At 29.4% G+C, this 24,785-nt stretch carries 22 protein-coding genes and 1 tRNA gene; 11 read left to right on the top strand and 12 right to left on the bottom strand.

Going from position 1 to position 24,785, the window contains the following annotated elements; all coding sequences use genetic code 11:
• The first annotated feature begins 208 nt into the window (after positions 1-208).
• The 3 genes from pdhA (at position 209) to trxA (ending at position 3,001) form a co-directional block, all read left to right on the top strand.
• The gene (gene pdhA, locus EHF_RS00850) at positions 209-1,192 is read left to right on the top strand and encodes a pyruvate dehydrogenase (acetyl-transferring) E1 component subunit alpha (RefSeq protein WP_044194119.1); all 984 of its coding nucleotides are present in this window, start codon (positions 209-211) and stop codon (positions 1,190-1,192) included.
• A gap of 373 nt (positions 1,193-1,565) precedes the next feature.
• A complete protein-coding gene (virB9, locus tag EHF_RS00845; RefSeq protein ID WP_044194118.1) occupies positions 1,566-2,345 on the top strand; it encodes a P-type conjugative transfer protein VirB9 in 780 nt (259 codons plus the stop codon).
• A 332-nt stretch (positions 2,346-2,677) separates the two neighbouring features.
• The gene (gene trxA / locus EHF_RS00840) at positions 2,678-3,001 is read left to right on the top strand and encodes a thioredoxin (RefSeq protein WP_044194117.1); all 324 of its coding nucleotides are present in this window, start codon (positions 2,678-2,680) and stop codon (positions 2,999-3,001) included.
• Positions 3,002-3,946: 945 nt separating this feature from the next.
• Here trxA and mtaB read toward each other — a convergent pair.
• Together mtaB and xseB are read right to left on the bottom strand one after the other, a co-directional pair.
• A complete protein-coding gene (gene mtaB / locus EHF_RS00835) occupies positions 3,947-5,182 on the bottom strand; it encodes a tRNA (N(6)-L-threonylcarbamoyladenosine(37)-C(2))-methylthiotransferase MtaB (RefSeq protein WP_044194116.1) in 1,236 nt (411 codons plus the stop codon).
• Between the two features lie 902 nt (positions 5,183-6,084).
• Entirely contained in the window at positions 6,085-6,273 is a 189-nt protein-coding gene (gene xseB, locus EHF_RS00830) for an exodeoxyribonuclease VII small subunit (protein ID WP_044194115.1), read from the bottom strand.
• Between the two features lie 66 nt (positions 6,274-6,339).
• Here xseB and EHF_RS00825 point away from each other — a divergent pair, with 66 nt between their 5' ends.
• Together EHF_RS00825 and EHF_RS00820 are read left to right on the top strand one after the other, a co-directional pair.
• Entirely contained in the window at positions 6,340-6,633 is a 294-nt protein-coding gene (locus EHF_RS00825; protein ID WP_044194114.1) for an ETC complex I subunit, read from the top strand.
• 528 nt (positions 6,634-7,161) lie between these two features.
• Entirely contained in the window at positions 7,162-8,079 is a 918-nt protein-coding gene (locus EHF_RS00820; protein WP_044194113.1) for an AEC family transporter, read from the top strand.
• Positions 8,080-8,357: 278 nt separating this feature from the next.
• Here the strand turns inward: EHF_RS00820 and rsmD are convergent, their stop codons facing one another.
• From rsmD to gltX, 4 genes are all read right to left on the bottom strand, one after another.
• A complete protein-coding gene (gene rsmD / locus EHF_RS00815) occupies positions 8,358-8,909 on the bottom strand; it encodes a 16S rRNA (guanine(966)-N(2))-methyltransferase RsmD (RefSeq protein WP_044194111.1) in 552 nt (183 codons plus the stop codon).
• Between the two features lie 5 nt (positions 8,910-8,914).
• Positions 8,915-10,093 carry a SurA N-terminal domain-containing protein gene (locus EHF_RS00810; protein WP_044195775.1) on the bottom strand — a complete coding sequence of 393 codons (1,179 nt, stop codon included), beginning with the start codon at positions 10,091-10,093 and terminating at the stop codon, positions 8,915-8,917.
• 339 nt (positions 10,094-10,432) lie between these two features.
• Positions 10,433-10,505, bottom strand: a tRNA-His gene (locus tag EHF_RS00805).
• A 720-nt stretch (positions 10,506-11,225) separates the two neighbouring features.
• Complete coding sequence (gene gltX, locus EHF_RS00800; RefSeq protein ID WP_198015098.1) at positions 11,226-12,563, bottom strand: glutamate--tRNA ligase; 1,338 nt, start codon at positions 12,561-12,563, stop codon at positions 11,226-11,228.
• Between the two features lie 341 nt (positions 12,564-12,904).
• Between gltX and EHF_RS04910 the strand changes: the two genes are divergently transcribed.
• The gene (locus tag EHF_RS04910; protein WP_084475725.1) at positions 12,905-13,267 is read left to right on the top strand and encodes an Erum7620/ECH_0207 family putative T1SS effector; all 363 of its coding nucleotides are present in this window, start codon (positions 12,905-12,907) and stop codon (positions 13,265-13,267) included.
• Between the two features lie 709 nt (positions 13,268-13,976).
• On the opposite strand, the gene EHF_RS00795 is transcribed toward EHF_RS04910, so the two are convergent.
• Positions 13,977-14,762 carry a thiazole synthase gene (locus EHF_RS00795; RefSeq protein ID WP_044194107.1) on the bottom strand — a complete coding sequence of 262 codons (786 nt, stop codon included), beginning with the start codon at positions 14,760-14,762 and terminating at the stop codon, positions 13,977-13,979.
• Between the two features lie 136 nt (positions 14,763-14,898).
• A complete protein-coding gene (thiS, locus tag EHF_RS00790) occupies positions 14,899-15,123 on the bottom strand; it encodes a sulfur carrier protein ThiS (RefSeq protein ID WP_232228956.1) in 225 nt (74 codons plus the stop codon).
• Between the two features lie 258 nt (positions 15,124-15,381).
• Between thiS and EHF_RS00785 the strand changes: the two genes are divergently transcribed.
• A complete protein-coding gene (locus EHF_RS00785; RefSeq protein WP_044194105.1) occupies positions 15,382-16,788 on the top strand; it encodes a hypothetical protein in 1,407 nt (468 codons plus the stop codon).
• Positions 16,789-17,492: 704 nt separating this feature from the next.
• Here the strand turns inward: EHF_RS00785 and EHF_RS00780 are convergent.
• A complete protein-coding gene (locus EHF_RS00780) occupies positions 17,493-18,053 on the bottom strand; it encodes a NifU family protein (RefSeq protein WP_044195768.1) in 561 nt (186 codons plus the stop codon).
• A 73-nt stretch (positions 18,054-18,126) separates the two neighbouring features.
• Between EHF_RS00780 and EHF_RS00775 the strand changes: the two genes are divergently transcribed.
• Positions 18,127-18,486 carry a J domain-containing protein gene (locus EHF_RS00775; RefSeq protein ID WP_232228955.1) on the top strand — a complete coding sequence of 120 codons (360 nt, stop codon included), beginning with the start codon at positions 18,127-18,129 and terminating at the stop codon, positions 18,484-18,486.
• Here the strand turns inward: EHF_RS00775 and EHF_RS00770 are convergent.
• The 3 genes from EHF_RS00770 to rho form a co-directional block, all read right to left on the bottom strand.
• Positions 18,478-18,714 carry a hypothetical protein gene (locus EHF_RS00770; RefSeq protein WP_044194103.1) on the bottom strand — a complete coding sequence of 79 codons (237 nt, stop codon included), beginning with the start codon at positions 18,712-18,714 and terminating at the stop codon, positions 18,478-18,480. The two genes, EHF_RS00775 and EHF_RS00770, sit on opposite strands and share 9 nt — an antisense overlap.
• Positions 18,715-18,837 (bottom strand): hypothetical protein, encoded by a 123-nt coding sequence (locus tag EHF_RS04870; protein ID WP_269493460.1) that lies wholly within the window; start codon positions 18,835-18,837, stop codon positions 18,715-18,717.
• 331 nt (positions 18,838-19,168) lie between these two features.
• Positions 19,169-20,557 carry a transcription termination factor Rho gene (rho, locus tag EHF_RS00765; protein WP_044194101.1) on the bottom strand — a complete coding sequence of 463 codons (1,389 nt, stop codon included), beginning with the start codon at positions 20,555-20,557 and terminating at the stop codon, positions 19,169-19,171.
• A gap of 888 nt (positions 20,558-21,445) precedes the next feature.
• Here rho and hslV point away from each other — a divergent pair.
• From hslV to ubiE, 3 genes are read left to right on the top strand one after another with little or no spacing between them, the layout of a single operon-like run.
• A complete protein-coding gene (gene hslV, locus EHF_RS00760; RefSeq protein WP_044194099.1) occupies positions 21,446-22,015 on the top strand; it encodes an ATP-dependent protease subunit HslV in 570 nt (189 codons plus the stop codon).
• A 1-nt stretch (position 22,016) separates the two neighbouring features.
• The gene (gene hslU / locus EHF_RS00755) at positions 22,017-23,495 is read left to right on the top strand and encodes an ATP-dependent protease ATPase subunit HslU (RefSeq protein WP_044194098.1); all 1,479 of its coding nucleotides are present in this window, start codon (positions 22,017-22,019) and stop codon (positions 23,493-23,495) included.
• 3 nt (positions 23,496-23,498) lie between these two features.
• Entirely contained in the window at positions 23,499-24,191 is a 693-nt protein-coding gene (gene ubiE / locus EHF_RS00750) for a bifunctional demethylmenaquinone methyltransferase/2-methoxy-6-polyprenyl-1,4-benzoquinol methylase UbiE (protein WP_044194096.1), read from the top strand.
• Positions 24,192-24,785: the final 594 nt, after the last annotated feature.

The following is a 24,785-nucleotide window of genomic DNA, read 5'->3' as shown; positions in this document are numbered from 1 at the left end:
ACTAAATTGTTACCCACTAAACAAACCAATGATTAATACCTACCATTAACTATTATAACTTATGATATTGATGAGTATAAACGGTTTAATACATAATTAGTTGTTGCGATATACCAATAAATAAGTTAGCAATATTTTGATATAAAACAACTAATGTTACTGATTAAATATATCACGTACTAAGCTCATTATATTTTTAGGTTAATATATGACAACAAAACATTCACATAACTTGACAAATAAACAGCTAGTAAATTGTTATTATAGTATGCTATTAATGCGTAGATTTGAAGAGAAGTCTGGACAACTTTACGGTATGGGTTTGATAGGAGGTTTTTGTCATTTATACATAGGACAAGAAGCTATAGCAGTAGGAATACAAAATGCCATTATAGAAGGAGATTCTATTATCACTAGCTACCGAGATCATGGGTTTATGCTCTCAGTCGGAACAGATCCGAAATATGTAATGGCAGAATTAATGGGTAAAAGCACAGGCTGCTCCAAAGGTAAGGGCGGATCAATGCATATGTTTAACATAGATAAGCACTTTTTTGGAGGCCACGGTATTGTTGGAGCACAAGTACCTATAGGGACAGGTATTGCTCTTGCCAACAAATATAAAAAAAATAACAATGTTGTATTCGTATGCTTTGGAGACGGAGCAGTTAACCAAGGTCAAGTATATGAATCCTTCAATTTTGCTGCATTGTGGAAATTACCAGTAGTATATGTTATTGAAAATAACGAATATGCAATGGGTACATCTGTATCCAAATCATCTTACATAACAGATCTATACAAGAAAGGAGAAAGTTTCGGCATCTCAGGATATCAAGTAGATGGCATGGATTTATTTTCCGTAACACAAGCTGCAACAGATGCAGCAAATTATTGTAGGTCACATAATGGGCCAATATTATTGGAAATGAAAACTTATCGTTATAGAGGACACTCTATGTCAGATCCAGCAAAATATCGGTCAAAACAAGAAGTAGAAGAAATAAAAGAAAATAAAGATCCTATTATCAATCTAAAAAACTATCTGATGTCTAACAATATTATATCTGATGATGAATGTAATAAATATGACAAAGAAATACGTAGCATAGTAAAAGAATCTGTAGATTTTTCACAAAATAGCAGTGAACCCGATGCTGATATGTTGTATACCGACATCTATAAAGATTGACGTGCAAGTATATTAGCAACTTCTCTGAACTAATTTTTACATACTGGAGTATTGTAATCAAAATTAATAATTTGTAAATTTACAAGCACCTAAAATTCGATATATGCTAACTTATATAGGGTAGAGGCATCCACCCCATCAATCACTCATAGTAAATCTATTAATGAAACTTACTACGTGCCAATATCTACATAATAAAATGAAAATATCAAGACACATCATCAGATAAAAACACAAACAATCTTTCACAAAAATTTAATAAACTTTTAACATAAGTATTCTATGATCTTGCATACTAAATTTGCATAGATTTGTTGCAAGTCCCAGTATTAATGTTAAAATGAAACGTTATACACTTTACTATAAAATATAGATGAAAAACGTAGCAGTAGTTTTTGTTTTGATTTTACTCAGCAGTATAGCCTGTTTCGCTAAGCAAGAAGTACGTTCCATAGCACAAGATAATCATATTAAAGCTATTACCTATAATCCTCATGCTGTACATAAATATGTAGGTTTTTATGGTTACCAATCCAGTATATTGTTTGAAGAAGGAGAAATTATAGATACCATATCTATGGGTGACTCAACTGGATGGCAGTTACTGCCCAAAGGCAATAGATTATTTATTAAACCTGTGGCTGATAAAGCAGATACAAATGCAACTATAATTACAAATAAACGTGTATACTATTTTGAATTTTTTGCAGAGGAAGCCAAAGGACTTGATGATCCAAGATTGGCTTATGAAGTAAGGTTCATGTATTCTTCTACTGAAAGTTTTGCTACAGACAATGGTTCTGACATGGTATTCCCAGTTAGTCAACCTGCTATACCAGACCTAACTGATAGTGACGTTGCAAAAAAAGGATTAAATTTTGATTATTTAGTATCACATAACAGGGGAAGTCAGCGAATTGTACCACTCAAAATTTTTGATGATAACCAATTTACTTATATGCAATTCTCACATATCAATGCAGATTTACCATCAATATTTACCGTAGACTCTGAAGGATATGAATCATTAATCAACTTTAGAATATCTGGGGACTACGTTATTATTGAACGAGTTAGCAGCGCATTTACTTTACGCTATGGGTCAGACACAGTGTGTGTGTTTAACAACAAGTATAAAAAAATAAAAAAATAACAATTATAGTTTTTTTTATTGTGAAAAAATTTTATATATCTAGCATGTGTGACAGCTTTGTTTTTAGTTATGAAAAACATTTATTATTGTAAGCTATAAAAAAGCTAACCTATGGCTATGTCAAGTATAATATATTCAATATAAAGTTCAGCACAATAGAGATATTTATAATATTTTATATTAATACATGGATATTATAGTTTATATAACTAGTAGCACCCCAAATATATATCTAGCAAATAATAACCTCCTTACAATTATATTTTTTACCCTTGCGATAATTTATAACTGTTTTACAATGTATAAGTAGCTTTATAAAAATGGTATAAGTAATGATTGAGCAAATTGGAGATAGTGAATTTGAAAACAAGGTTATATCTTCCAATGAAGATATATTAATCTTAGTAGATTTTTGGGCTCCGTGGTGTGGACCTTGTAGAACTTTAGAACCACAACTTGAGAAACTAGCACAACAATACGTCGATAAAGTAAAGATATATAAATTAAATATTGAAGATAATCAAGATGCTGCTATTCAATATGGAGTCAGTGCAGTACCAACCATCCTAATGTTTAAAAATGGAAAAAAATTATCACAAGTTGTCGGAGCTGATGTTTCAAAGATAATAAGCGAATTAAATAACCATATAAACTAGAGCTTCATATAGATAACTGTACATTATATTAAAGAGTGTATTTGTATATTTTACTAGATCTTCCTGGCTTAGTATTTCCGTAAGATACAAATGAAATCTTTGATTAGCTTTGCTTCCTATGTGCTTTTCTTATTTTTTGTTTCTTCTGCAACTATATGTTTTATTAACTCACATAGTATACAGGTTATTATCAAAAATACACCATTAATAAATTACATCACCTACTAAAGTTTTTAGTGTCAGTATTTTTTATACACAATAATTTAGGTTGTTCTTTGTTAAAGCTAGTGTACACGTATTTTACTTGATGTTTACTATACATATTTCTTCTTATCTCATATCCTCTCTTTATTATATGTTTTATTGATATAATGCAAAATCATCATCAAATGACGCATTATAAATTAATGTTCCACAATAAAGATTCTTTACAATTTAAATAATTTTCTGAAAAACATAATAGAAATTGAGCTTTGCCAAGCTAGTATATATTATTATTTAATCTGGTACTGATATTTCTTATACTTTCTATTAATGATATGTTTTTCTAGATCATAAAGTATATAAATTATAATCGAAATACATACTGTTAACAGATTCAAATATCACCTACTAAAAATTTTAAATATTCTGTCAAAGTTCAGCATTAATAAATGCTTTCAAGTAAATACAGGTACATGCTTACATTATAACTTCCTAAGCTCAGAATAATATTAGAGAAACATAAACCAAAAATATCACACTACCACACGGATAAATTTTCAATATTTCCTTATTCTAAAAATATAACAATAACTTCGAATGCTATACATTTAGTTGCTATTCAAGCTTTCACTCTACTATAAACTTTCATTAGAGCGCTATTAAATTATAGAAATATAGAAAAAGCTTCTGAGCAGTACATACTAGAAACTTTAATATTAAATTTAAAGTTAGAGAATATTTCTATAACACTTGACCTACTAAATAATTTTCCTCTACCCTTTTTATTTCTACTTCAACAATACTCTGTAATTGCACTTCATGATTAGAAAATTTTACTAAAGCAAAATTTTCTGCCCTACCAGTACCTGATTTTTCAACCACAACCCTTTGCTTTGTATGTAAAAGAGTTTTATAGAAATTATTTAATCTTTTCTTAGCAAATTCTAATAAGTACTTTACACGTCTTTTTTTTACTTCTTGTATAACCTGTGGCATCCTAGCAGCTGATGTACCCTCTCTTCTTGAATATGGAAAAACATGTAAATAAGAAATATTTGCTTCCTCTATCAACTTAACTGTATCATCAAACATTTCTTCAGTTTCCGTAGGAAAACCAACTATAATATCAGCCCCAAACGCTACCTCTTTTCTTTTACTACTTATCCTATTACAAAATTCTATTACTTGTTCTCTATTATGCCTACGCTTCATCCTTTTTAGGATTAAATTATTTCCTGATTGTAAGCTTAGATGCAAGTGTGGCATAAACCTAGGTTCATTCACAATAATATCAAGCAGATCACTCTCTATTTCTGCTACATCTATAGATGATAACCTTAATCTATGCAATTGCGGAACTGCTTTCAATACTCTCTTTATCATTGTTCCAAGCACACGTTTACCATAAATATCTAATCCAAAATCGCTGATATCTACTCCAGTAAACACAACTTCATTATATCCATTATAAACACAATCTTTAACTCTACCTATAATATCTTCTATGTGTAGAGAACGGTTATTCCCCCTTGCTTTTGTAATAACACAAAAAGTACATTCATGATTACATCCATTTTGAATTTCAATCAATGCCCTAGATTTACCAGAAAATTCTTTAATTGAATCATGTGCAACTTCTCTTGAATTCTCTATTTTACTTACAATAACTTTGTCTTCAGCAAGATAATTTTCATATTTTAGTTTATCCTGATTACCTAGTACCTTAATTACTCCTGGCATATTAGTATACAATTCAGGATTTAATTGAGCAGCACATCCTACTACAATGATCTTAACATTAGCATTATTATTATAAAGTTTACGTATTTTAGATCTTACTTGACGTTCAGCTTCATTAGTTACAGCACAACTGTGAACAACAACAACATCATCCAACTGAGCTTTTTTTAAGTTATTTTTTATAACTTCACTTTCATAAAAATTTAATCTACATCCAAAGGTAATTACGTCACTCATCACGAATCTCTAATTCATATCAATCAGCATACCCTACAACAACTATGATCTCTTTTAATAAAACATCAAGACAATAAAATATGCATTAAGTGCTATCCTTTTCCAACTATCCTTAGCGTAAATTATCACTCACATTATAGAAACATAACTGAAAAAGCAGCAATACTACAAATTTTGTATCAAGCAATAATTAACTCAACAAAAGTTAAAAGTTAGCAGCTTTTTTACAAATGTCATTACTTATGATAGCAGGAAGTCTAATCAAAGTAAAATCTATCATCAAATCCTCCATTCTAAGTAACAGAATTGTATAGACCTATAAAACATTCAACACACTAGCACTTTCATCAGTCAAACTGATCTAATCTACGCCACATATAAATGATAAATTTTTTTCGTATAAAATACACTCTAATAACCCTAATATAAATTTTCTACAATTAAGTTTCTATCAATTTTGAATCATACCAAAAATTACATTCATCACACAAACACCACGATTATTATCAACAAACTTACAAATGTATAACTTATTCCATGATTTCTATTCTATATCCTTAATATAGAAACACCATTTTCACTAACTGATAGCATTATAAATTTTATATCAAGCAATGATTTTATACCAATCTATCAAGACCATAGAATTCACAATACTTATACCCAAATCCTGACCAGGTTCTAACCCTTTCATTCTCCAAATACACTGCTAATACAAATTTTTATGATCAAGTTTTCATTAATTTTGAACTACCCCAGAAAATCATATTAACTAACCAAGCGCGATAATAATTATCATTAAAGAAATTTTTCATTTGAATAACAACACTCTATAAATACTTAAAAAGATAATAGGAACTCATATTACACTCATATCAAAATAATTTATGAATATATAAATCCTATTCCTTGATTTCTATTTTTAGCTCTATATCCTCAATAACTTTATTACAATATTCATATAGCTCCTTTCCAAGACTATAGAGCTCAACACTTCTACTCAATGTGACTTGATTGGATTCCAATTCCTTTACTATAAGTTCTAACTGTTCTATAGCACTTTCAAAAGTATACTCATCATTAATAGACATAAGCTATTATTCACTGTATATATTTAACATAGTAATAGTTTTTTTATGTAGAAACAAGTATTAAATATGCGTGCAAGAATATATAAACCAGCAAAAAGCACCATGCAATCTGGGTGTAACAAGTCAAAAACTTGGAAGCTTGAGTTTGAGCCTTCATGTACTCAATATGTTGAGCCATTAATGAAATGGACTGGGTCACATGATACGAGACAACAGATTCATTTATCATTTAAAACCAAAGAACTAGCAATTGCATATGCAATCACACATAAAATTGACTATATTGTTTTACAAGATAACTCACGCACTATAACCCCAAAATCTTATGCTAACAACTTTATAAAACTTAGAGATACATAAGAATAAATCAGTTTTCATTCCTATGCCTATAGAGATCAAAATTATAAAATGCACAAACACATAAATCAAAGCTCCAACTATAATAAATAAACACAAAATCTTTAAATCAGGAATACAGTAATCAGTTCATAGCACTGAATTAATAAACCATTACTACCTAAGTTACACATGACAAATTACTCATTGTATATCGTATTAGATACAAAAAACTATCTTGATAGAAATACACAAATAGATAAAGATATCTATAAAACAAATCAATTTTCCATAATAAAATTACCACACATATATTCCCCTAAAGTTCCTATACAACTCACAATAATATAATTGAAAATATTCCCTGCAGAACTGTTGTTATTACTTCACTACATATTACTCTTACATGACACCATACTACTTAAAAAATAAATAAGCTTCCCTTAACAATTAAAATCTTACTTATAAATACATTTTTCACGATTCTATAGTTGTAAAGTAATTCACACTTATGTTACAGTATTTTAAGCATCAGTAGTACGTTAAAAAATTATGTTTTCTATATTACTATTCAAAATTTTGCCCTTATATATAACAATATTCTTAGGCTTTATCGCTGGTAAATTTCTAAAAATAGATAGTCCTAGCATAGCCAGGTTACTTTTTTATATAATGGGTCCAACTGTTATATTCTCTGGAATTTCACAAACACACATCAATTCAGAGGTCTTATCTCTTCCTTTTTTAACATGGCTTGTATGCTGCATAATGTCAGCCGTAGTATATTACACTTCTTCTTTTATATTCAGGGATAGTACAAGAAATATATTAGCATTTAGCTCAGGCAGTTCAAGCATGGGGTTTTTCGGACTACCAGTAGCATTAGCAATGTTTGATAATCATACAGTATCCATATATCTTTTCTGTTATGTAGGGATGTTAATGTTTGAAAATAGTTTTGGTTTTTATATCGCCACTCAAGGAATATATACTCCTAGAAAATGCATAATGAAACTAATAACATTACCTGCAGTACATGCAGCGATAACGGCATTAGTTGTCAACTATTTTCAATTACCTATTCCCTTATTTATACATGATGTTGCAAGCAATATTAGAGGAGCTTATGTCTCATTAGGGATGATGTTACTAGGAATAGCAGTCGCAAATATTAAAATTTTTACCATTGACTGGAAATTCATTTCTATTACTCTAATAATAAAGTATGTACTTTGGCCAGTATTAGTACTTGGATGCATCATATTAGATAAATTAACCATACAATTGTATAATAATGATATATATAGAGCGCTAATATTACTTGCAATAATACCAATGTCATGTACAGGCATAATATTAGCTACAATGCTAAACAATAATTCTGATAAAACAGCAATTATGCTATTGATCAATACGATCATAGGGTCACTTTATGTACCAATAATGATATCAATATTACTATACGAATAGAAAACATATATACCCAATTTATTCAAAATTACAAAATAGACATTTATATGAAGTTAAAGTATATGCTGTTCTTTGTATTCAATTAGTTCTTAAATAACTCTGCTTATGTCCAAGTATCTTATAAGCTCACGTTGTAATATTATTATTATATAAAAATAGAAGGCATATATATCCACATTTATTCAAAATTACAAAATAGACATTTATATGAAGTTAAAATATATGCTGTTCTTTGTGTTCAATTAATTCTTAAATAACTCTGCTTATGTCCAAGTATCTTATAGTTCACGTTGTAATATTATCACTTTAGAAATACCATAAACACGTTCAACCATTACTCTATACCCCACAGGACATACAAAAGCCACCTTTTTTCTAATTCTAACTACAATCACACTATTACTTTTAGTCCAATCTAACTTTATTAACACATTAAGAGTAATATCAACTAAAGCAGGATTAGTATATGGAGGATCAACAAAAATAATATCATACTGATCAGTTGCAACAGGTAATCTTTCGATATCACAACACATGAGGGTTATATTATTTACTACCCCTAAATATTCAGATGTTCGTTTTACTAAACTCAAATTATAGCGATTTATATCAACTAATAAAGCACTCTCTGCACCCCTAGATAATGCTTCAAATGATAATGATCCACTACCACAAAATAAATCAAGAACTTTACACCCTTGAATACTCATGCGAGATAATATTATATTAAAAATAGACTCCCTAATTATAGACATAGCAGGACGTGCACTAAGTAATTTATCAGAAAATATTTTCCTGCCACGATATTTCCCTGATGTTATACGTAACATAGTAATTAATTATATTTTTCTATTAAAGCATTATTTCTTAAGTTGGATAACAAATATTCACTTTGCATAGATAACTTTTCCATATATAGCCTCTGCTTGATAAAATCAGTATTACCTATATCATCATCAGCTTTACCTTTTGTAATACCACACAACATAATAATATCAATCATTTGATTATCATCAACTTCAACTACTTTACCAACATCACAAGATTGCAAAACATTTTGTATTTTTACAGACAAATCTTTCACTTTTACAACAAAACCTAATGGTTCTGGTAATTCAAGGTCCTTTACAACATCACTAAAATTCTCACATGTAGCTTTAGTCTTTAATATCCCAATTTGGTCTAAATACCTCTTACCTTGCTCAGCATTTAAATGAACTTGCCTCAAATCAACATTACTATTTGCAAACCCCCTGCTTATACTAGACCTATGTAGTAGTTTTATAATCAAGCTCCCATATTCGCTTTTTATAGGACCTACTACGTCTCCAATACTCGCTTGAATTAGCTTATTTGCCAAGTCTGAATTAATGTTTTCAACATTAATACTAGCTTCTTCAAATAACACATCTTTGTTATTTGCTTTTATAACTCCAATACTTACTCCATTTTGTAAATCACTAATAACATTATTGATTATATTATCATTCATACTAGCTGGTAGCATTACTTCCTGAATATGTACAGATACATCTACTCCATTAGTTATATAATCTCTATTATCCTGTACTTCCTTATCACTAATAATAATATAAGGTGCTACTTTAAGCATTAATATTTTATTCCAAAGCAGCTTAGACTTCATGTGTTGTACAAATAACTTGTAATCCAACCCTTGTGCCTCAATATAAGATTTTAAATCAATATTTCCTAAATTTTTTATCACTAAAAACTGTTTAACAGCTTCTAAAAAATCTCTTTCAGTAACTGTGATTTTAAGCTTTTCAGCTTCTTGCCTCCATATAGATTCATCAATCAAAGCATTTAAGGCTATTTCTTCTGCCACATTACTCTCAACCTTATAAAAAAATTTGTTTATAGCAACACGCTTCTCTAAATCCAAATTAGAAATTAGTTCATCATTTACTACAGCTACTATCTTTATATCAGCGAAAACATTACTACTATATAAAATGACAAATAAGATTAATAACCTTACTGTATGATTAAGCATATGAATTATCATTTAACAAGTTCTCCCATAAACTTTATATAAAAATACAGTAATGTCAAAGACTCTTTAACAGAGTAACATTTTCAAAAAAAAAAAAAAAAAAAAATTAATAATAATTAATTTCAAAACAAACACACTTGCTAAATTACTGAAATAAAAACTCCAAGCAAACTTTGATGACTTTTAGAAATTGATTATATACAACAGCAGATATACCACGTTCTAAGAATATCATTGATCCAAAACAGTTATGCAATAACAACATGTATATTTTTTATACAAAAGTATCTTAAAACAGCAGCACAAGTTACAACAAGAACTCATTGCAAGAATTCACGGGGCGAGTGACCAGGATTGAACTGGCGACCTTCAGTGCCACAAACTGACGCTCTACCAACTGAGCTACACCCGCCATTAATAATGGGATATCTTTTACTTTTATCATAATAAATGATCGAATACAACATAGAAATACTTTATTAAATATATAAATTACACTCTAGTAACCAAAAATAAGATAAAAATCATCCTATTTACACAGTCGTGTTTGCTGATAATATATTTAATAGTTTCACAAATCTATAATGAGCTAAAATTACATAATTTCCAAACAAAATAACATTCATACAAACATCACGTAGAAGTATCCTCAATAATTTAATGATGTTCTATCGGTAACAAGCTACTGATTCCTATCAATTTAAAATATAGGGAAGATATCCATAACCATACAACTTACAATACTTAAACATTGTAATAATACAAATTAATATTTGATGTATATATAACAAAATATATGACTTATCGCCTATCAAATAATTATTCTATTCATATATTACATATGAAAAAAATTTTTCTTAAAAATTCTCTATAAGTACAACAACAGCATTTACTACACTACATAATACTAAAACATACATATGTTCCTTTTCACCAATTAAGTGCAACAATTTAGTATTCAGACCTATAGATGATTTAATTCATGCTAGCTGCTATACTATTGTAGTATGTTTAATACATAAATCAGACACTTATCACTTTTTAATTCATTAATGACTATTTAATTTATCTTTTAATAATAGTGCATAAAAAAACCTCTTGAACAATCTGACGATCAGTACAATAATAAAATTTATTGCGTTACAGAATAACTAAGCCTACGTACAATCTCCGTTCTACCAATTAAAGGTAATAATCTAGCAAGTTCTGGACCTGTAGATAATCCAGTCAACGCTAATCGCAAAGGAACAAATAAATTTTTAGCTCTACGATCAGTATGCTGCTTTATATTAGAAATCCATGTGTTCCAAGTATTACCATAAACTTCCCCTTGAGGTAGCATATTTAGTGCTAACATTATAAAATCTCTATCATCTTCTCTAACAACAGGGACCATGTCTTTACTACAAACTTTTACCCATTGCTCAACATCAGAGAACTTCTCTATATTTCCACAAACAAAATGCCAAAAGTCTGAAGAAGTTATATTTAACAGTCGTAACCTATTTTCAACATCGTCAAAAGACATACTATGTAATACTTTAGGATTTAACTTCAATATATCATCCATATTAAATTTAGTCGGAGCCTGATTAAAAGTAGTAATATCAAAAGAATCTACCAGTTCAAGCATTCTTGTATGTACACTTACTGGATTAGAAGTCCCTATTTTAGCAAAATAACTATTAATAGCCATGGGTTCTAATCCATAAGATTGCATATCTTTTACACTAGAACCACCAATCCTTTTAGATATTTTATTATCGTCAGAGTATAGTAAAGATAAATGTGAAAACATAGGGATACTAGCCCCTAAAGCATGTAACATGTGTATTTGAACTGCTGTATTACTTATATGATCTTCTCCTCGAATTATATGAGTAACATTAAAATCCATATCATCTATTATAGATGGCAACATGTAAGTATATGTTCCATCAGCTCTCCTAATAATTGGATCACTAATATTTTCTGAGTCGAATGATACTTTCCCACGTATTTCATCATTCCAACTTATTAATCGGTCTTGGTCTATTTTAAACCTAAAGTACGGCGCTCTTCCAAAATATTTATTCTTCTCTGCTTGAGTTAAATTTAATGCATTCCTATCATAGATAGGTGGTAATCCTGACTTTAACTTCATTTTTCTTTTAAACTCTAACTCTTCCTTAGTTTCATAACAAGGATATATAAAGCCTTCCTTTAATAGATAACTAAAGACATCTTCATAACGACCGAACCTAGAAGATTGCCTAAAACTAGAATCCCAATCTATATTTAACCATAGCAAATCATTATTTATTTCTTTTATATACTCGTCTTTTGATCTTTGAACATCAGTATCATCAAACCTCAATAAAAATCTACCATTTCGTTTACGAGCATATAACCAACAGATTAAAGCTGTTCTAACATTCCCAACATGAAGATAACCTGTCGGACTTGGAGCAAAACGTGTAATCATAATCAAGATCTCCTAGTTTTCAATATTACACAATATTAATACCATGCATAAGAATTATGCTTTACTGACTCAATCAAGTAACTAATACTATTCAGATAATGCTATATATTAAACTAATATTCAATGCTCAAAAAATTTATATAGTAGGAAATTAACGCTTAAAACTAAATATCACCTTGATAATCAAATTTTAGATAACATTTGTCATATAGTTTTTCATATGGTCGTACATAAAAACCTTATCACTAGAACTACTAACTTTAAAAAGCACTTGCACTACTTTTAAGTTTACTAACTGCCATTTTAATCATAATATTAAATGTATAATAGTAAATTACATATTCTATATGCAATCTTTCATTATATATAAACACCAAAAAAAAATTAATACTTCAGATAGCATAGTGTTTGTACAAGATAGATTTTCATTCATGGCATTTATATTCTCAGTTTTTTTTACACTCTATAATAAACTGTGGCTTTTATCATTCATCTCAATTTCCGTATTTACTGGAATCTACATAATGTATCACATGCTAAATTTTATTAGTTTCCCCACTTATTTATCAATTAATCTGTTATACATATTCTATATGGCGTTATCCTACCCTGATTGGTATCAAGCAAAATTGAAAAACATGGGATACAGGATACATGATATAATATTTGCAGAAAGCCTACTCTCTGCAAAACTAAAATTTAAGAGATAAGCCCCACACACACATGAGTTCATGTTAATCATAAAACATTATACAACATGATATAATATTTGCAGAAAGCCTGTTCTTTCAAAACTAAGATTTAAGAGATAAGCCCTACACACACATGAGTTCATGTTAATCATAAAACATTATACAACATGATATAATATTTGCAGAAAGCCTGTTCTTGCAAAACTAAGATTTAAGAGATAAGCCCTACACACACATGAGTTCATGTTAATCATAAAACATTATACAACATGATATAATATTTGCAGAAAGCCTGTTCTTGCAAAACTAAAATTTAAGAGATAAGCCCTACACACACATGAGTTCATATTAATCATAAAACATTATACAAAACGTATTCAATCAATAATACCAAGTTCATTAATTTTCTATGGGTCCAAAATCAATTCAGCAATACATTTTTTAAAACTATAACATTATACAATAAAACATCCGTGAAATTTTTTAGACATGTATTAACTTGGAGGATATGGCAAAAATATATAATTAAAAAAGTGGTTACACTAATTACAGCAAATCTTTCTAGAAGATCAGCATTATAATAACGTTATATGTCTGTCTTTCTCATACATATATTTTAGAAATTTCAGTAAGAAATATTTGAGAATATCTATTCACCACTCAACAAAGCACTTTTTTCCTTATGAATATAATAGATATGCAACCAAAAAATTTCAATCAACAGCATTTAACTAGAAGTATTATACCAAAAAGGTGTATCAATCAGTGGTGTACTAGATACAGCAAAATCTTTCTTATGTATAATACCAGCATTATAAGCTATATGGCCAGCTTCTACAGCATATTTGAAAGCACGAGACATATCTTGAGGAATAACAGACCTTGCAATAGCAGTATTAAGAAGTACAGCATCAAAGCCAATTTCCATTATCATGGCTGCATCAGATGGCCTACCTATACCGGCATCAGCTATAATTGTTATGTCCGGAAACCTATTCCTTAATAATTTTAAATTATACATATTAAGTACACCACATCCAGAACCTATTGGAGCCACTCCTGGCATTAATACACGACATCCATAATTTATTAATCTCTTACAAACAACTAAATCATCTGTACAATAAGGAAACACCTCAAATCCCTGACTAATTAATTCTTTTGTTGCTTCACATAATAAGACTAAATCTGGATATAGAGTATACTCATCCCCTATCAGCTCTAACTTAACCCAATTAGTACCAAAAATCTCTCTTGCCATCTGAGACATCAATACCGCATCATTCACTGTACAACATCCAGCAGTATTAGGTAAAATATGACATCCACTTTTTTTAATTATATTCCAAAAATCACTACCACCATTTTCAGAGGGCATTTGTCTAGACAAGGATACTGTTACCACCTCAGTACCAGAAAGCTGAATTGATTCATATAAAATAGCAGGAGATGGATACATAGCAGAGCCTAATAGTAACCTGCTTTTCAACAATATATCATACAAATTCAACATACATTCTAAATTCTTATTTAATACCAATAAATTTTTAACTCAGTGACGTATATACTAAAATCACCCCACCATGTTTTATCAAACAAAGTATACAGATACTCTATCGTATCAAATCCCAACAATACCAAGTTTTAATTTATCCACCTTGCATAGGATACACTATATCAACAATATCTCCATTATTTAAGTAAGTACTGTTATATTTATCTCTTACCACCAAACTTTTATTTACTGCCACAGCAAATGGTAAGTCAGTATTATAGCCGCATTCATTTAAAATCTCACTGAGCGTCAGCCTTGACTCAAATAACATTTTTTTTTGATTAATAACAATAGTAATCAATACGCTACCTATATTCAAATTTTCAAAATCGCAAAAATCTATTTCACAATATACTTTATCACTAAATTATATTAAAAAAATATCATTTCAAAAATTTATAGCAGTATTTTTTAATTGCTATTTATTCAATATTTAAATGGCATCACGATTTGATAATATAAATAAATTTTTTACTATGTATAACAAGTTAATATATTTATGCCATTAAAAATATAATTTTAAAAATAAATTAATTTATGGTATTAGATAATTCATATGTATTTATGATGACAAACAATGTACCAAAAGAAACAAAGTTCTGAGAAATACAGCACATATTTAGAATCAAGGGATAAAATATTAGAAATATTATCAACCAACCCTTTAAATCTACTACTAGTCATAGTGCCACAAATTTGTGATGTTCCTACAATCAACAATGAGAACTATCGCTACTACAGTATTATACAATCTTATACCAATCAAGCTCATACAAATATACAAGACAAAAAAGCCAGCCTATTACTAAAACTATGGCTCAAGGAACTAATATATAAAATCTCAGATAGAATAATAATATCTCCTGAAGATCAAAAAATTATCGATATAATATTAAATAAATTATTTAACAAATTAAAAAACATACACCCTAATCAACAAATCAAAAATACACTTTTCAATAAATTTAGGAAAATAATTCTCAAGTCAGATGTAAACCCAGAATTAAAGAAGTTGTTTCAATCACAAGCAGTTAATACTTTAAATCTAATCAGATATACAAGGGAAATAACAAGCGAAATAACCTCGGCTATGAATAATCCAGATGCAACTTTATTAGTAGCATGCCACGGAATAACTAAAATGCATAGTAAAGATTCCCCTAATGCCCCAATATCTCAAAAAATCAGATATTTATACCAACACATAATGAAAATACCACCTATAAATTTAAAAACAGCACTTAACCTTTTTCCTAGGCAACACATTGTTTTTTCAATACAGAGCAAATTTCTTCATACAAGAATAAAATTAAAAGATTACCAAAATAGAATAGAAAAATTTTTAAGATACCGATATCCATGGTATTCCATAATTAATAAGATTAATCAAATTATCCATACTTACATTATAAAACCAAGAATTATGAAAAAAATTGAGATCCTAAAACAAATAGAATATGCATTTACAGAAAGTGTAGCTTATGGTGATACTGTGTTTTTCTTTAAACAATTAAAAGTAACACGCCAAGACACCAACATATCTTGGAATCCATCCTATAAAGATATCAAGATATTAATAAGATCACTAAATGACATGGAACCATGTACACAAAACATAATGACTACTAAAGAGTTTGTTAAAAATATAAAGCTTTATACAAAATATGAACATGCTACACACCACATCAGAAACACAAAAAGACAACATCTACCAGATAACTCATACATAGAAAGAGAACAGAGAACAGAGAACAATAAACCACATAAAAGTAATATTATAAAAAAAACAAAAAAAGTTTTAGGATACACCAAGCACATTGCAAAAAAAGCCCCAAAATCACTCAAGAACACGATAAGAAAGGTAATACACAATAAAAAAAAACACACACTTGAAACTCTTTCAATTCCCTCAACAAGTTCTACGTCTATTGATTCAACATCTGCTATAAAATCTACACATACTCATTTCAGCCCTAGTATCTAGCAAAAAATGTAGTTATTAAATTGATTGTATAACCATACTATAAAGGTACATGTAAATGTTATATAATACCTGTAGATAACATTACTTATAATGCCTCAAAGGCCATATTTTCAACATTACCAGCAATAACTATAAATCTATGACAACATATCTTACTATAAAACTCGATATAATATTCTCTCACCAAGAATACATTCAAGTCAGTATAGTAGATACAACACAAAAAATTTTTAATATTGCTTCCACCTCAATACAACATACTTTTTACACTGCACTCAAAATATTTGACACAGTATTTTTATAGTAATAAAATCAACCAATTATTGACAAGTTACTATAATAAAGTGCTATACATATAGGATTTACCTACATACTTCACAAAAATATTTAATGAAGTATTTTTTTCTACAAGAATAAACATAGATAAATCACTGGATAAAGTAAGCTATGATCAACAAATCAAATGTTTCCATATATAAACCTTACTTACATATCAAACACAAAACACTTAAGAAGTATTCTCTCAATATATAAACAAGCACTAATCTCTTCAAGCTATTGTAAATAGAACAAAAGTTTCTACGCATGAACTCTAGCACATGCTAAAGTAAAACACTTAAGATTTATGATAACAATAAAAAATAGCTAACGTCTGATCAAGTTCTTGTTAACAGAACCAAACATTTCTTATATATAAACTTTACCTATTGAATACTTTCTACACCTTGTATATCCGGAATATAATAACTCAACATGTTATATATGCCTTCTTTCAAAGTAATTGAAGCACTTGGACATCCTGAACATGCTCCCCTTAATTTTACAAAAACAATACCATTACTATATCCTTTAAATTTTATATCTCCACCATCTTGCATAACAGCTGGTTTCACATAATTATTTATTAATTCTTTAATCCTCTCAACCATCTCAACATCTTTTTCATCGAAAAATTCTTCCATCTCTTCTTCATCAAAATCTGATGTGGCATTATCTGAATTAAGTGTTAGAAAATCCATAATCACAGTTAGAACTTCTGGTTTCAAAACATCCCACTCAATATCACTAGATTTAGTCACTGATACAAAATCACCTCCAAAAAATACACCTCTTACATATTCAACTTTGAACAATGCTGTTGCAAGAGGAGAACTTTCAGCTGTAACACTATCAACAAATTCACTAACCTTACCATTATTAACAGGAACACCTGGCATAAATTTTAAAGTATCAGGATTTGGAGTTTCCTCGATTTGTATAAACATAATAAACCATTTGCAAAAAAATACTTTTAACTTGTATAATATGGACATACCTTACTTAAATCAAGTCATTTATATGTGGTTTATCTTTTCAGTAATATTCTCTATAATAGGCATTATATTTGTATTGCCAATTATTGGATTGCTTATATTTCTACTATTAAAAAGGAATAGCATAATCAGCATGAGTGAAATAATGGCTTCCACTTTGAATAAAGTAATGAATGAAGTAAACACGTATAATCATTCAAAAAGTACAAGCAGTAGCCTATCTAAGGAAGAAGCACTAGAAATACTAGGGTTAGAAAAAAATGCAACTCAAGAACAGATCAACGCAGCTTATCATAAATTAATGAAATCTATACATCCAGATAAGGGAGGATCACCTTACTTAGCACAAAAACTAAACGCAGCACGTGATACATTATTAGACTAATAAAACCAGCCTGAACACCAGAACTTTTGTAATAATATAAACCCAACTATTACATACCATAGCTTTTACAGCCAACATCCAACACCAATAAAGAAAGATCTTCTTACTTAACACAAAAACTAAACGAAGCACGTGATACATTATTAGACTAATAAAACCAGCCTGAACACCAACACTTTTTGTAATAATATAACAACTATTATATACCATAGCTTTTACAGCCAACATCTAACACCAATAAAGAAAGATCTTTTTACTTAACACAAAAACTAAACGAAGCACGTAATACATTATTAGACTAATAAAACCAGCCTGAACACCAGCACTTTTTGTAATAATATAAACAACCATCACATACCATAGCTTTTACAACCGACATCTAACACCAATAAAGAAAGATCTTTTTACTTAACACAAAAACTAAATGAAACCGTAATACAGTATTAAACTAACAAGACATGTAGTAACATTACAAAATTCTTATCAATGTAAATAACTTTTTTTATAGTATCAATTTTATTCGACAACTGTCTTACTTATTTTACCTATTACTACAGTATTAAAAACGCATAATTAAATCAACATTTGAAATAGCAGAATTATATACAAGGCTTACTTTTTAGCTACATTGTTGTAACATAGTCTTACTTACATTCCACTTAACATACCGACATATTACAGATCAACTATTCATCATATCAAAGAACTCATTATTATCCTTAGTTATGGATAATTTATCTCTCAAGAACTCCATTGCTTCAACAGAACCCATTGATGATAGCAATCTTCTTAATAACCATACTTTCTTCAAACATACATTATCTATTAACATATCTTCTTTTCTTGTACCAGATTTTGAAATGTCTATTGCTGGATATACTCTTTTATCAGATATTTTTCTGTCTAATATTATTTCACAATTTCCTGTTCCTTTGAACTCTTCAAATATCACTTCATCCATTTTTGACCCAGTTTCAACCAGTGCTGTCGCTATTATTGTTAATGATCCTCCATTCTCTATATTTCTTGCTGCTCCAAAGAATCTTTTTGGTCTCTGTAAAGCATTAGAATCCACTCCACCAGTTAATACTTTTCCTGAGGATGGTATCACTGAGTTATATGCTCTTGCTAATCTTGTAATTGAATCAAGCAATATCACAACATTCTTTTTATGTTCTACCATCCTTTTTGCTTTTTCAATTACAATTTCTGCAAGCTGTACATGTCTATATCCAGGTTCATCAAATGTAGAGCTTACTACTTCGCCTTTTACCGATCTACACATATCTGTAACTTCTTCTGGTCTTTCACCTATGAGTAAAACTATTAATTCTATATCTGGATGATTCACAGATATTGAATGTGCTATTTGTTGTAATATTATTGTTTTTCCAGCTCTTGGTGGCGCAACTATCAGGGCTCTCTGTCCTTTCCCTAAAGGAGCAACTATATCTATCACCCTCATGCTTATATCTTTTTTACTTAAGCTAATAGGATCATTACATTCTAATAATATTCTTTCTTCTGGATATAGAGGAATTAAATCATCAAAGTGCACATATCTTTGTAATTTTGCCATATCCGTAAAGTTTATGCTGTGTGCTTTTACTAATGTAAAATATCTTTCTTTCTCGCTTGGAGCTCTTATTTCTCCACTTACTATATCACCTGTTCTTAAATTAAACTTCTTTATCTGTCCTGCAGAAATATATACATCATCACCACTTGCAGCATAATTTGCTTCAGGAGATCTTAAGAATCCAAAACCATCAGATAATATTTCTACTACCCCTCCTCCTATTGCTGCACCTCCATCACTTACTACTTTTTTCATCAAGTGAAAGATTATCTCTTGTTTCAGCATTCTACCATTACTTACTACTCCAAGATCTTCTGCTATTTTTAACAGATCTTCTATAGTTTTCTTTTTTAATTCACTTAAATCCAATACCTTTACTTCTTGTACTGATACCTGATCATCTGTTCTCTCCTCTATTATTTCTTCTTGTACCCCCACTTCTACTACTTTATCCTCTTCTTTATCTAATACAATATCTTCTGATTCCGACATAAAAACTCTCTCTATACTAAAATCAAGTTAGGTTACTAATTGTTCAAGCATTTTATATAACCCTTACGTATAAATAGACAAACCTTTAACATTATAATATAGTACTTGAAACAAACTGATCAGTAACGGCAAACTTCCTATTCCAAGTATTTACATAGTAAATCTTGTACATATGGTGGCACGTTTGCTAAATTAGCATACTTTTTTATTTTGACAACACATAAATTATTTAATCGCAATAACCTTCAACTCTACTACATATCATTTACTATGACCTAACTAATGGTATGTTATACATAACGCATCATAAGCAAAACCTATACCATAGACATCCATTAACTAGCATCACACAAACCTACAACATATCATGAGAAGCATTAAAAAAATATACGAACCACTAACTAATGCCATACATATTACGTTATTGTAATACAGAGTCAATACCTAACTTTTCATTATATATAACATTTAAAAATATACAAATAAAAAAACTACTACTAATTTTTACAATATTCTAAACTATTTATGTGCTTTAACATAGGAAAAAACATTAATTGAAATTACTATTTGTCAGAAAATTATTATTTTGGTAAACTACATGACCTAATTAGTAGATTTAATAGTTTTATAATTTATTAATTACTGTTTAGACATATTGATTAGTGGTAGACTTTCATTTATATGTAAGGGGGTGCTTGTATTCTATTAGTAATATCGTAACTCAACATGATTAACATTTATTTGGTGTTAAATATTCTATTATCAGAGTGACATAAAACCATGATCAAGGTATTTAATAATTTACATTTATTTCTCAAGTGGTATAGATAAAGCCATGTATTGTTAAAAAAATCACCACTCATTAAGTTATAAGTAGGAGTTAAAATAATGGAACACAAAGATAATAGTATAATGTATGGAACCACTATTTTATGTATTCGCAGAGACAATAAAGTGATAATTGCAGGAGATGGACAGGTATCTTTAGGACATACTGTAGTAAAAAATTCAGCAAAAAAAATAAAACGTTTAGCTAATGACACAGTAATCACAGGATTTGCAGGTGCAACAGCAGATGCTTTTACCTTGTTTGAAAGATTAGAAAGTAAACTAGAGAAACACCCTGGACAACTGCTTCGCGCATGTGTAGAATTAGCAAAAGATTGGAGAATGGACAGATATCTGCGCAGGTTAGAGGCAATGATGATTGTCGCAGATAAGTCAATATCTCTAATAATATCAGGCAACGGAGATGTTTTAGAACCAGAAAATGGGATTGCAGCTATTGGATCAGGAGGCAATTACGCATTGGCAGCAGCAAAAGCTTTATGCGAATCTAATGATCAATTTTCTCAAAATATGACTTTAGAATACATAATTGCTACTGCAATGAAAATAGCTTCTGAAATATGTATTTATACAAATAACAATATTATTATGGAAAAAATAGAGGATTAAAATGTTTGTCACACCAAATAATAAACTCAAACTAAATGATGATACAGCAAATACAACAGATGCCCTAAATAATGGACAAGCTGGTTACGCACTACTAAAAAGCGAAAATACTACTAATACAGCAGCCTGTGAAGATGGAACAAATTTAGATGTAGATGACTCATATAGCTCTCAAGAACTAACTCCTCAACAAATTACACAAGAACTAGACAGGTTTATTATAGGACAATCAGACGCAAAACGTGCTGTGGCTATTGCCTTAAGAAATCGCTGGCGCCGTAATAGAGTACCTGAACCATTAAGAGAAGAGATTATTCCTAAAAACATTTTAATGATAGGACATACAGGTATTGGCAAAACAGAAATAGCTCGTAGACTAGCAAAACTTGCAAAAGCCCCTTTTATAAAAGTTGAGGCTACCAAATTTACTGAAATAGGATATGTAGGTAGAGATGTAGATTCTATTATACGTGACTTAGTTGATGTAGCTATTAACCTAGTAAAAGAAAAGTTTCGTAAAATTGTAGAGAAAAAAGCAAAAACTTTATCAGAAAATATAATTCTTGATGCATTGATTGGAGCTGATGCAAGTCAAGAAACAAAAACCATCTTCCAAAACAAGCTAAGAAATGGTGAATTTGAAAATTCTGAGATTTCAATATCTATCAAAGAAAGTAAAAATGTAATCCCCTCCATTGATCTTCCTAATATTCCAGGAAGTCAAGTTGGCATTATGAACATCAACGAGATTGTACATAAAATGTTAGGAAATAATAAACAACTCAAAACCATAAAAGTTACTGTAAAAGAGGCAAGAGAACTGCTGATTAATGAAGAAAGTGAAAAATTAATGGATGAGGATAAGATAATAAAGGAAGCTTTGCAACTAGCAAGTAATGATGGTATTGTGTTCCTAGATGAAATAGATAAAATTGCAGCTCGTACAGAAATCAGAGGAGAAGTTAACAGAGAAGGTGTACAAAGAGACCTTCTACCGTTGCTTGAAGGAACAAGTGTAACAACAAAATATGGCACTATTACAACCGATCATATTTTATTCATAGCATCTGGAGCATTTCACCTGGCTAAGCCTTCTGATTTATTACCTGAATTGCAGGGACGTCTTCCTATAAGAGTAGAGCTTAAACCACTTAGTAAAGATGATTTAGTGCGGATTCTAACTGAACCAGAATCAAGTTTATTAAAGCAATACTGTGCATTAATGAGAACTGAAAATATTACCATTGACTTCACTGATGAAGGAGTATCTACTATAGCTGAAATAGCATCCACAGTTAACAGAGAAGTTGAAAACATTGGAGCTCGTAGATTACACACCATTTTAGAAAAACTAATGGAAGATATCAGCTATACTGCAACAGAAAATAGTGGTAAAACATACGTCATCGATAGCGAATATGTAAAGAAGAAACTGGAAGATATTTCAAAGCAATTAGATTTATCGAAATTTATACTATAAGTCATGCATGAAAGATCAAAGTTTGTTAATCAAGTTTTTACTTCAGTAGCTCCTCGTTACGATTTAATGAACGATATAATGAGCTTTGGTCTGCACAGGCTATGGAAAAATAAAGTAATTCAGAACATCATTAGTGGAAGTTTACTTGATGTTGCATCCGGTACTGGAGATATAGCTATAAAAGTAGCAAAAAACAAACAAAATGTAGATATAACAGTGTGTGATATTAATCCTAAAATGTTAAATCATGGAAGAGACAATGCTATCAATGCAAACGTATTAAATCTCAAATGGGTATGTGGTAATGCAGAACAACTACCATTTCCAGACAATAGTTTCGAATATTATACAATTTCCTTTGGCATACGTAATGTTTCTTACAGACATCTTGCATTAAACGAAGCATATAGAGTCCTTAAGCAAGGAGGAAAATTCATATGTCTAGAGTTTTCTCCCTTAAAAGAAAGTCATCCTCTTTACAAATTATATGACTTTTATTCATTCAATATTATCCCTAACATAGGGCAAGTAGTAGCAAAAGATAAGGCTTCATATCAATACTTAGTAGATAGTATAAGCAAATTTCCATATCAAGAAGATTTTGCACAAGAAATTGAAAACTCTAATTTTACCCAAATAAAATATACTAATTTATGTTTTGGTATAGTTACATTATATACTGCTTGGAAAACATAACTAATCCTAACTAAAGTTTTTTTTATAGATAATAGTTATCAAAAAATATTGTATAAGGAACTTTAATTTCGTTAAGATAAAATATCATAATCTATGTTTCTACATACATTGCTTGGAAAATATATTGATCTTAATGTTAAAATTTTCTTCTATAGAGCTTTTAGACATAATATACTGCTTGGAAAACATAACTAATTCTAACTAAAGTTTTCTTTTATAGATAATAGTTATCAAAAAAATATTGTATAAGGAACTTTAATTTCGTTAAGGTAAAATATCATAATCTATGTTTCTACATACATTGCTTGGAAAATATATTGATCTTAATGTTAAAATTTTCTTCTATAGAACTTTTAGACATAAAAATAATGTCAGTTTAACAACCACCAGAAAATAATATATTCATTACCAATGTCAATCCACGCAAACCTTAGACAACATACACTTGATACGTTTAAACAATAATTATAGTATCTAGTAGTATATCAACTTATATAGTATTTTCACAAAAGAGAAGTTTAATTTCATATAGGTACTTACTATCTGACGCTTCCACAATCTGTCGAATTTATTCAAAACTGCAATATTATAAGA

The organism is Ehrlichia japonica, from assembly GCF_000632845.1.
GTDB lineage: Bacteria > Pseudomonadota > Alphaproteobacteria > Rickettsiales > Anaplasmataceae > Ehrlichia > Ehrlichia japonica.
Note: the sequence above shows the minus strand (reverse complement) of the source record. Positions and strands in the feature narration are given on the sequence as shown.

Bases quoted from the DNA above. Each gene is read 5' to 3' on its own strand.
- EHF_RS04870 (WP_269493460.1), bottom strand. From the start codon at position 18,837: ATGGTTGTTTATATTATTACAAAAAGTGCTGGTGTTCAGGCTGGTTTT.
- EHF_RS00780 (WP_044195768.1), bottom strand. From the start codon at position 18,053: ATGTTTATACAAATCGAGGAAACTCCAAATCCTGATACTTTAAAATTT.
- EHF_RS00785 (WP_044194105.1), top strand. From the start codon at position 15,382: ATGTACCAAAAGAAACAAAGTTCTGAGAAATACAGCACATATTTAGAA.
- hslU (WP_044194098.1), top strand. From the start codon at position 22,017: ATGTTTGTCACACCAAATAATAAACTCAAACTAAATGATGATACAGCA.
- virB9 (WP_044194118.1), top strand. From the start codon at position 1,566: ATGAAAAACGTAGCAGTAGTTTTTGTTTTGATTTTACTCAGCAGTATA.
- EHF_RS00810 (WP_044195775.1), bottom strand. From the start codon at position 10,093: ATGCTTAATCATACAGTAAGGTTATTAATCTTATTTGTCATTTTATAT.
- pdhA (WP_044194119.1), top strand. From the start codon at position 209: ATGACAACAAAACATTCACATAACTTGACAAATAAACAGCTAGTAAAT.
- hslV (WP_044194099.1), top strand. From the start codon at position 21,446: ATGGAACACAAAGATAATAGTATAATGTATGGAACCACTATTTTATGT.
- EHF_RS04910 (WP_084475725.1), top strand. From the start codon at position 12,905: ATGCAATCTTTCATTATATATAAACACCAAAAAAAAATTAATACTTCA.
- mtaB (WP_044194116.1), bottom strand. From the start codon at position 5,182: ATGAGTGACGTAATTACCTTTGGATGTAGATTAAATTTTTATGAAAGT.
- xseB (WP_044194115.1), bottom strand. From the start codon at position 6,273: ATGTCTATTAATGATGAGTATACTTTTGAAAGTGCTATAGAACAGTTA.
- EHF_RS00825 (WP_044194114.1), top strand. From the start codon at position 6,340: ATGCGTGCAAGAATATATAAACCAGCAAAAAGCACCATGCAATCTGGG.
- trxA (WP_044194117.1), top strand. From the start codon at position 2,678: ATGATTGAGCAAATTGGAGATAGTGAATTTGAAAACAAGGTTATATCT.
- rsmD (WP_044194111.1), bottom strand. From the start codon at position 8,909: ATGTTACGTATAACATCAGGGAAATATCGTGGCAGGAAAATATTTTCT.
- ubiE (WP_044194096.1), top strand. From the start codon at position 23,499: ATGCATGAAAGATCAAAGTTTGTTAATCAAGTTTTTACTTCAGTAGCT.
- EHF_RS00775 (WP_232228955.1), top strand. From the start codon at position 18,127: ATGTGGTTTATCTTTTCAGTAATATTCTCTATAATAGGCATTATATTT.
- rho (WP_044194101.1), bottom strand. From the start codon at position 20,557: ATGTCGGAATCAGAAGATATTGTATTAGATAAAGAAGAGGATAAAGTA.
- EHF_RS00770 (WP_044194103.1), bottom strand. From the start codon at position 18,714: ATGTTGGCTGTAAAAGCTATGGTATATAATAGTTGTTATATTATTACA.
- EHF_RS00795 (WP_044194107.1), bottom strand. From the start codon at position 14,762: ATGTTGAATTTGTATGATATATTGTTGAAAAGCAGGTTACTATTAGGC.
- EHF_RS00820 (WP_044194113.1), top strand. From the start codon at position 7,162: ATGTTTTCTATATTACTATTCAAAATTTTGCCCTTATATATAACAATA.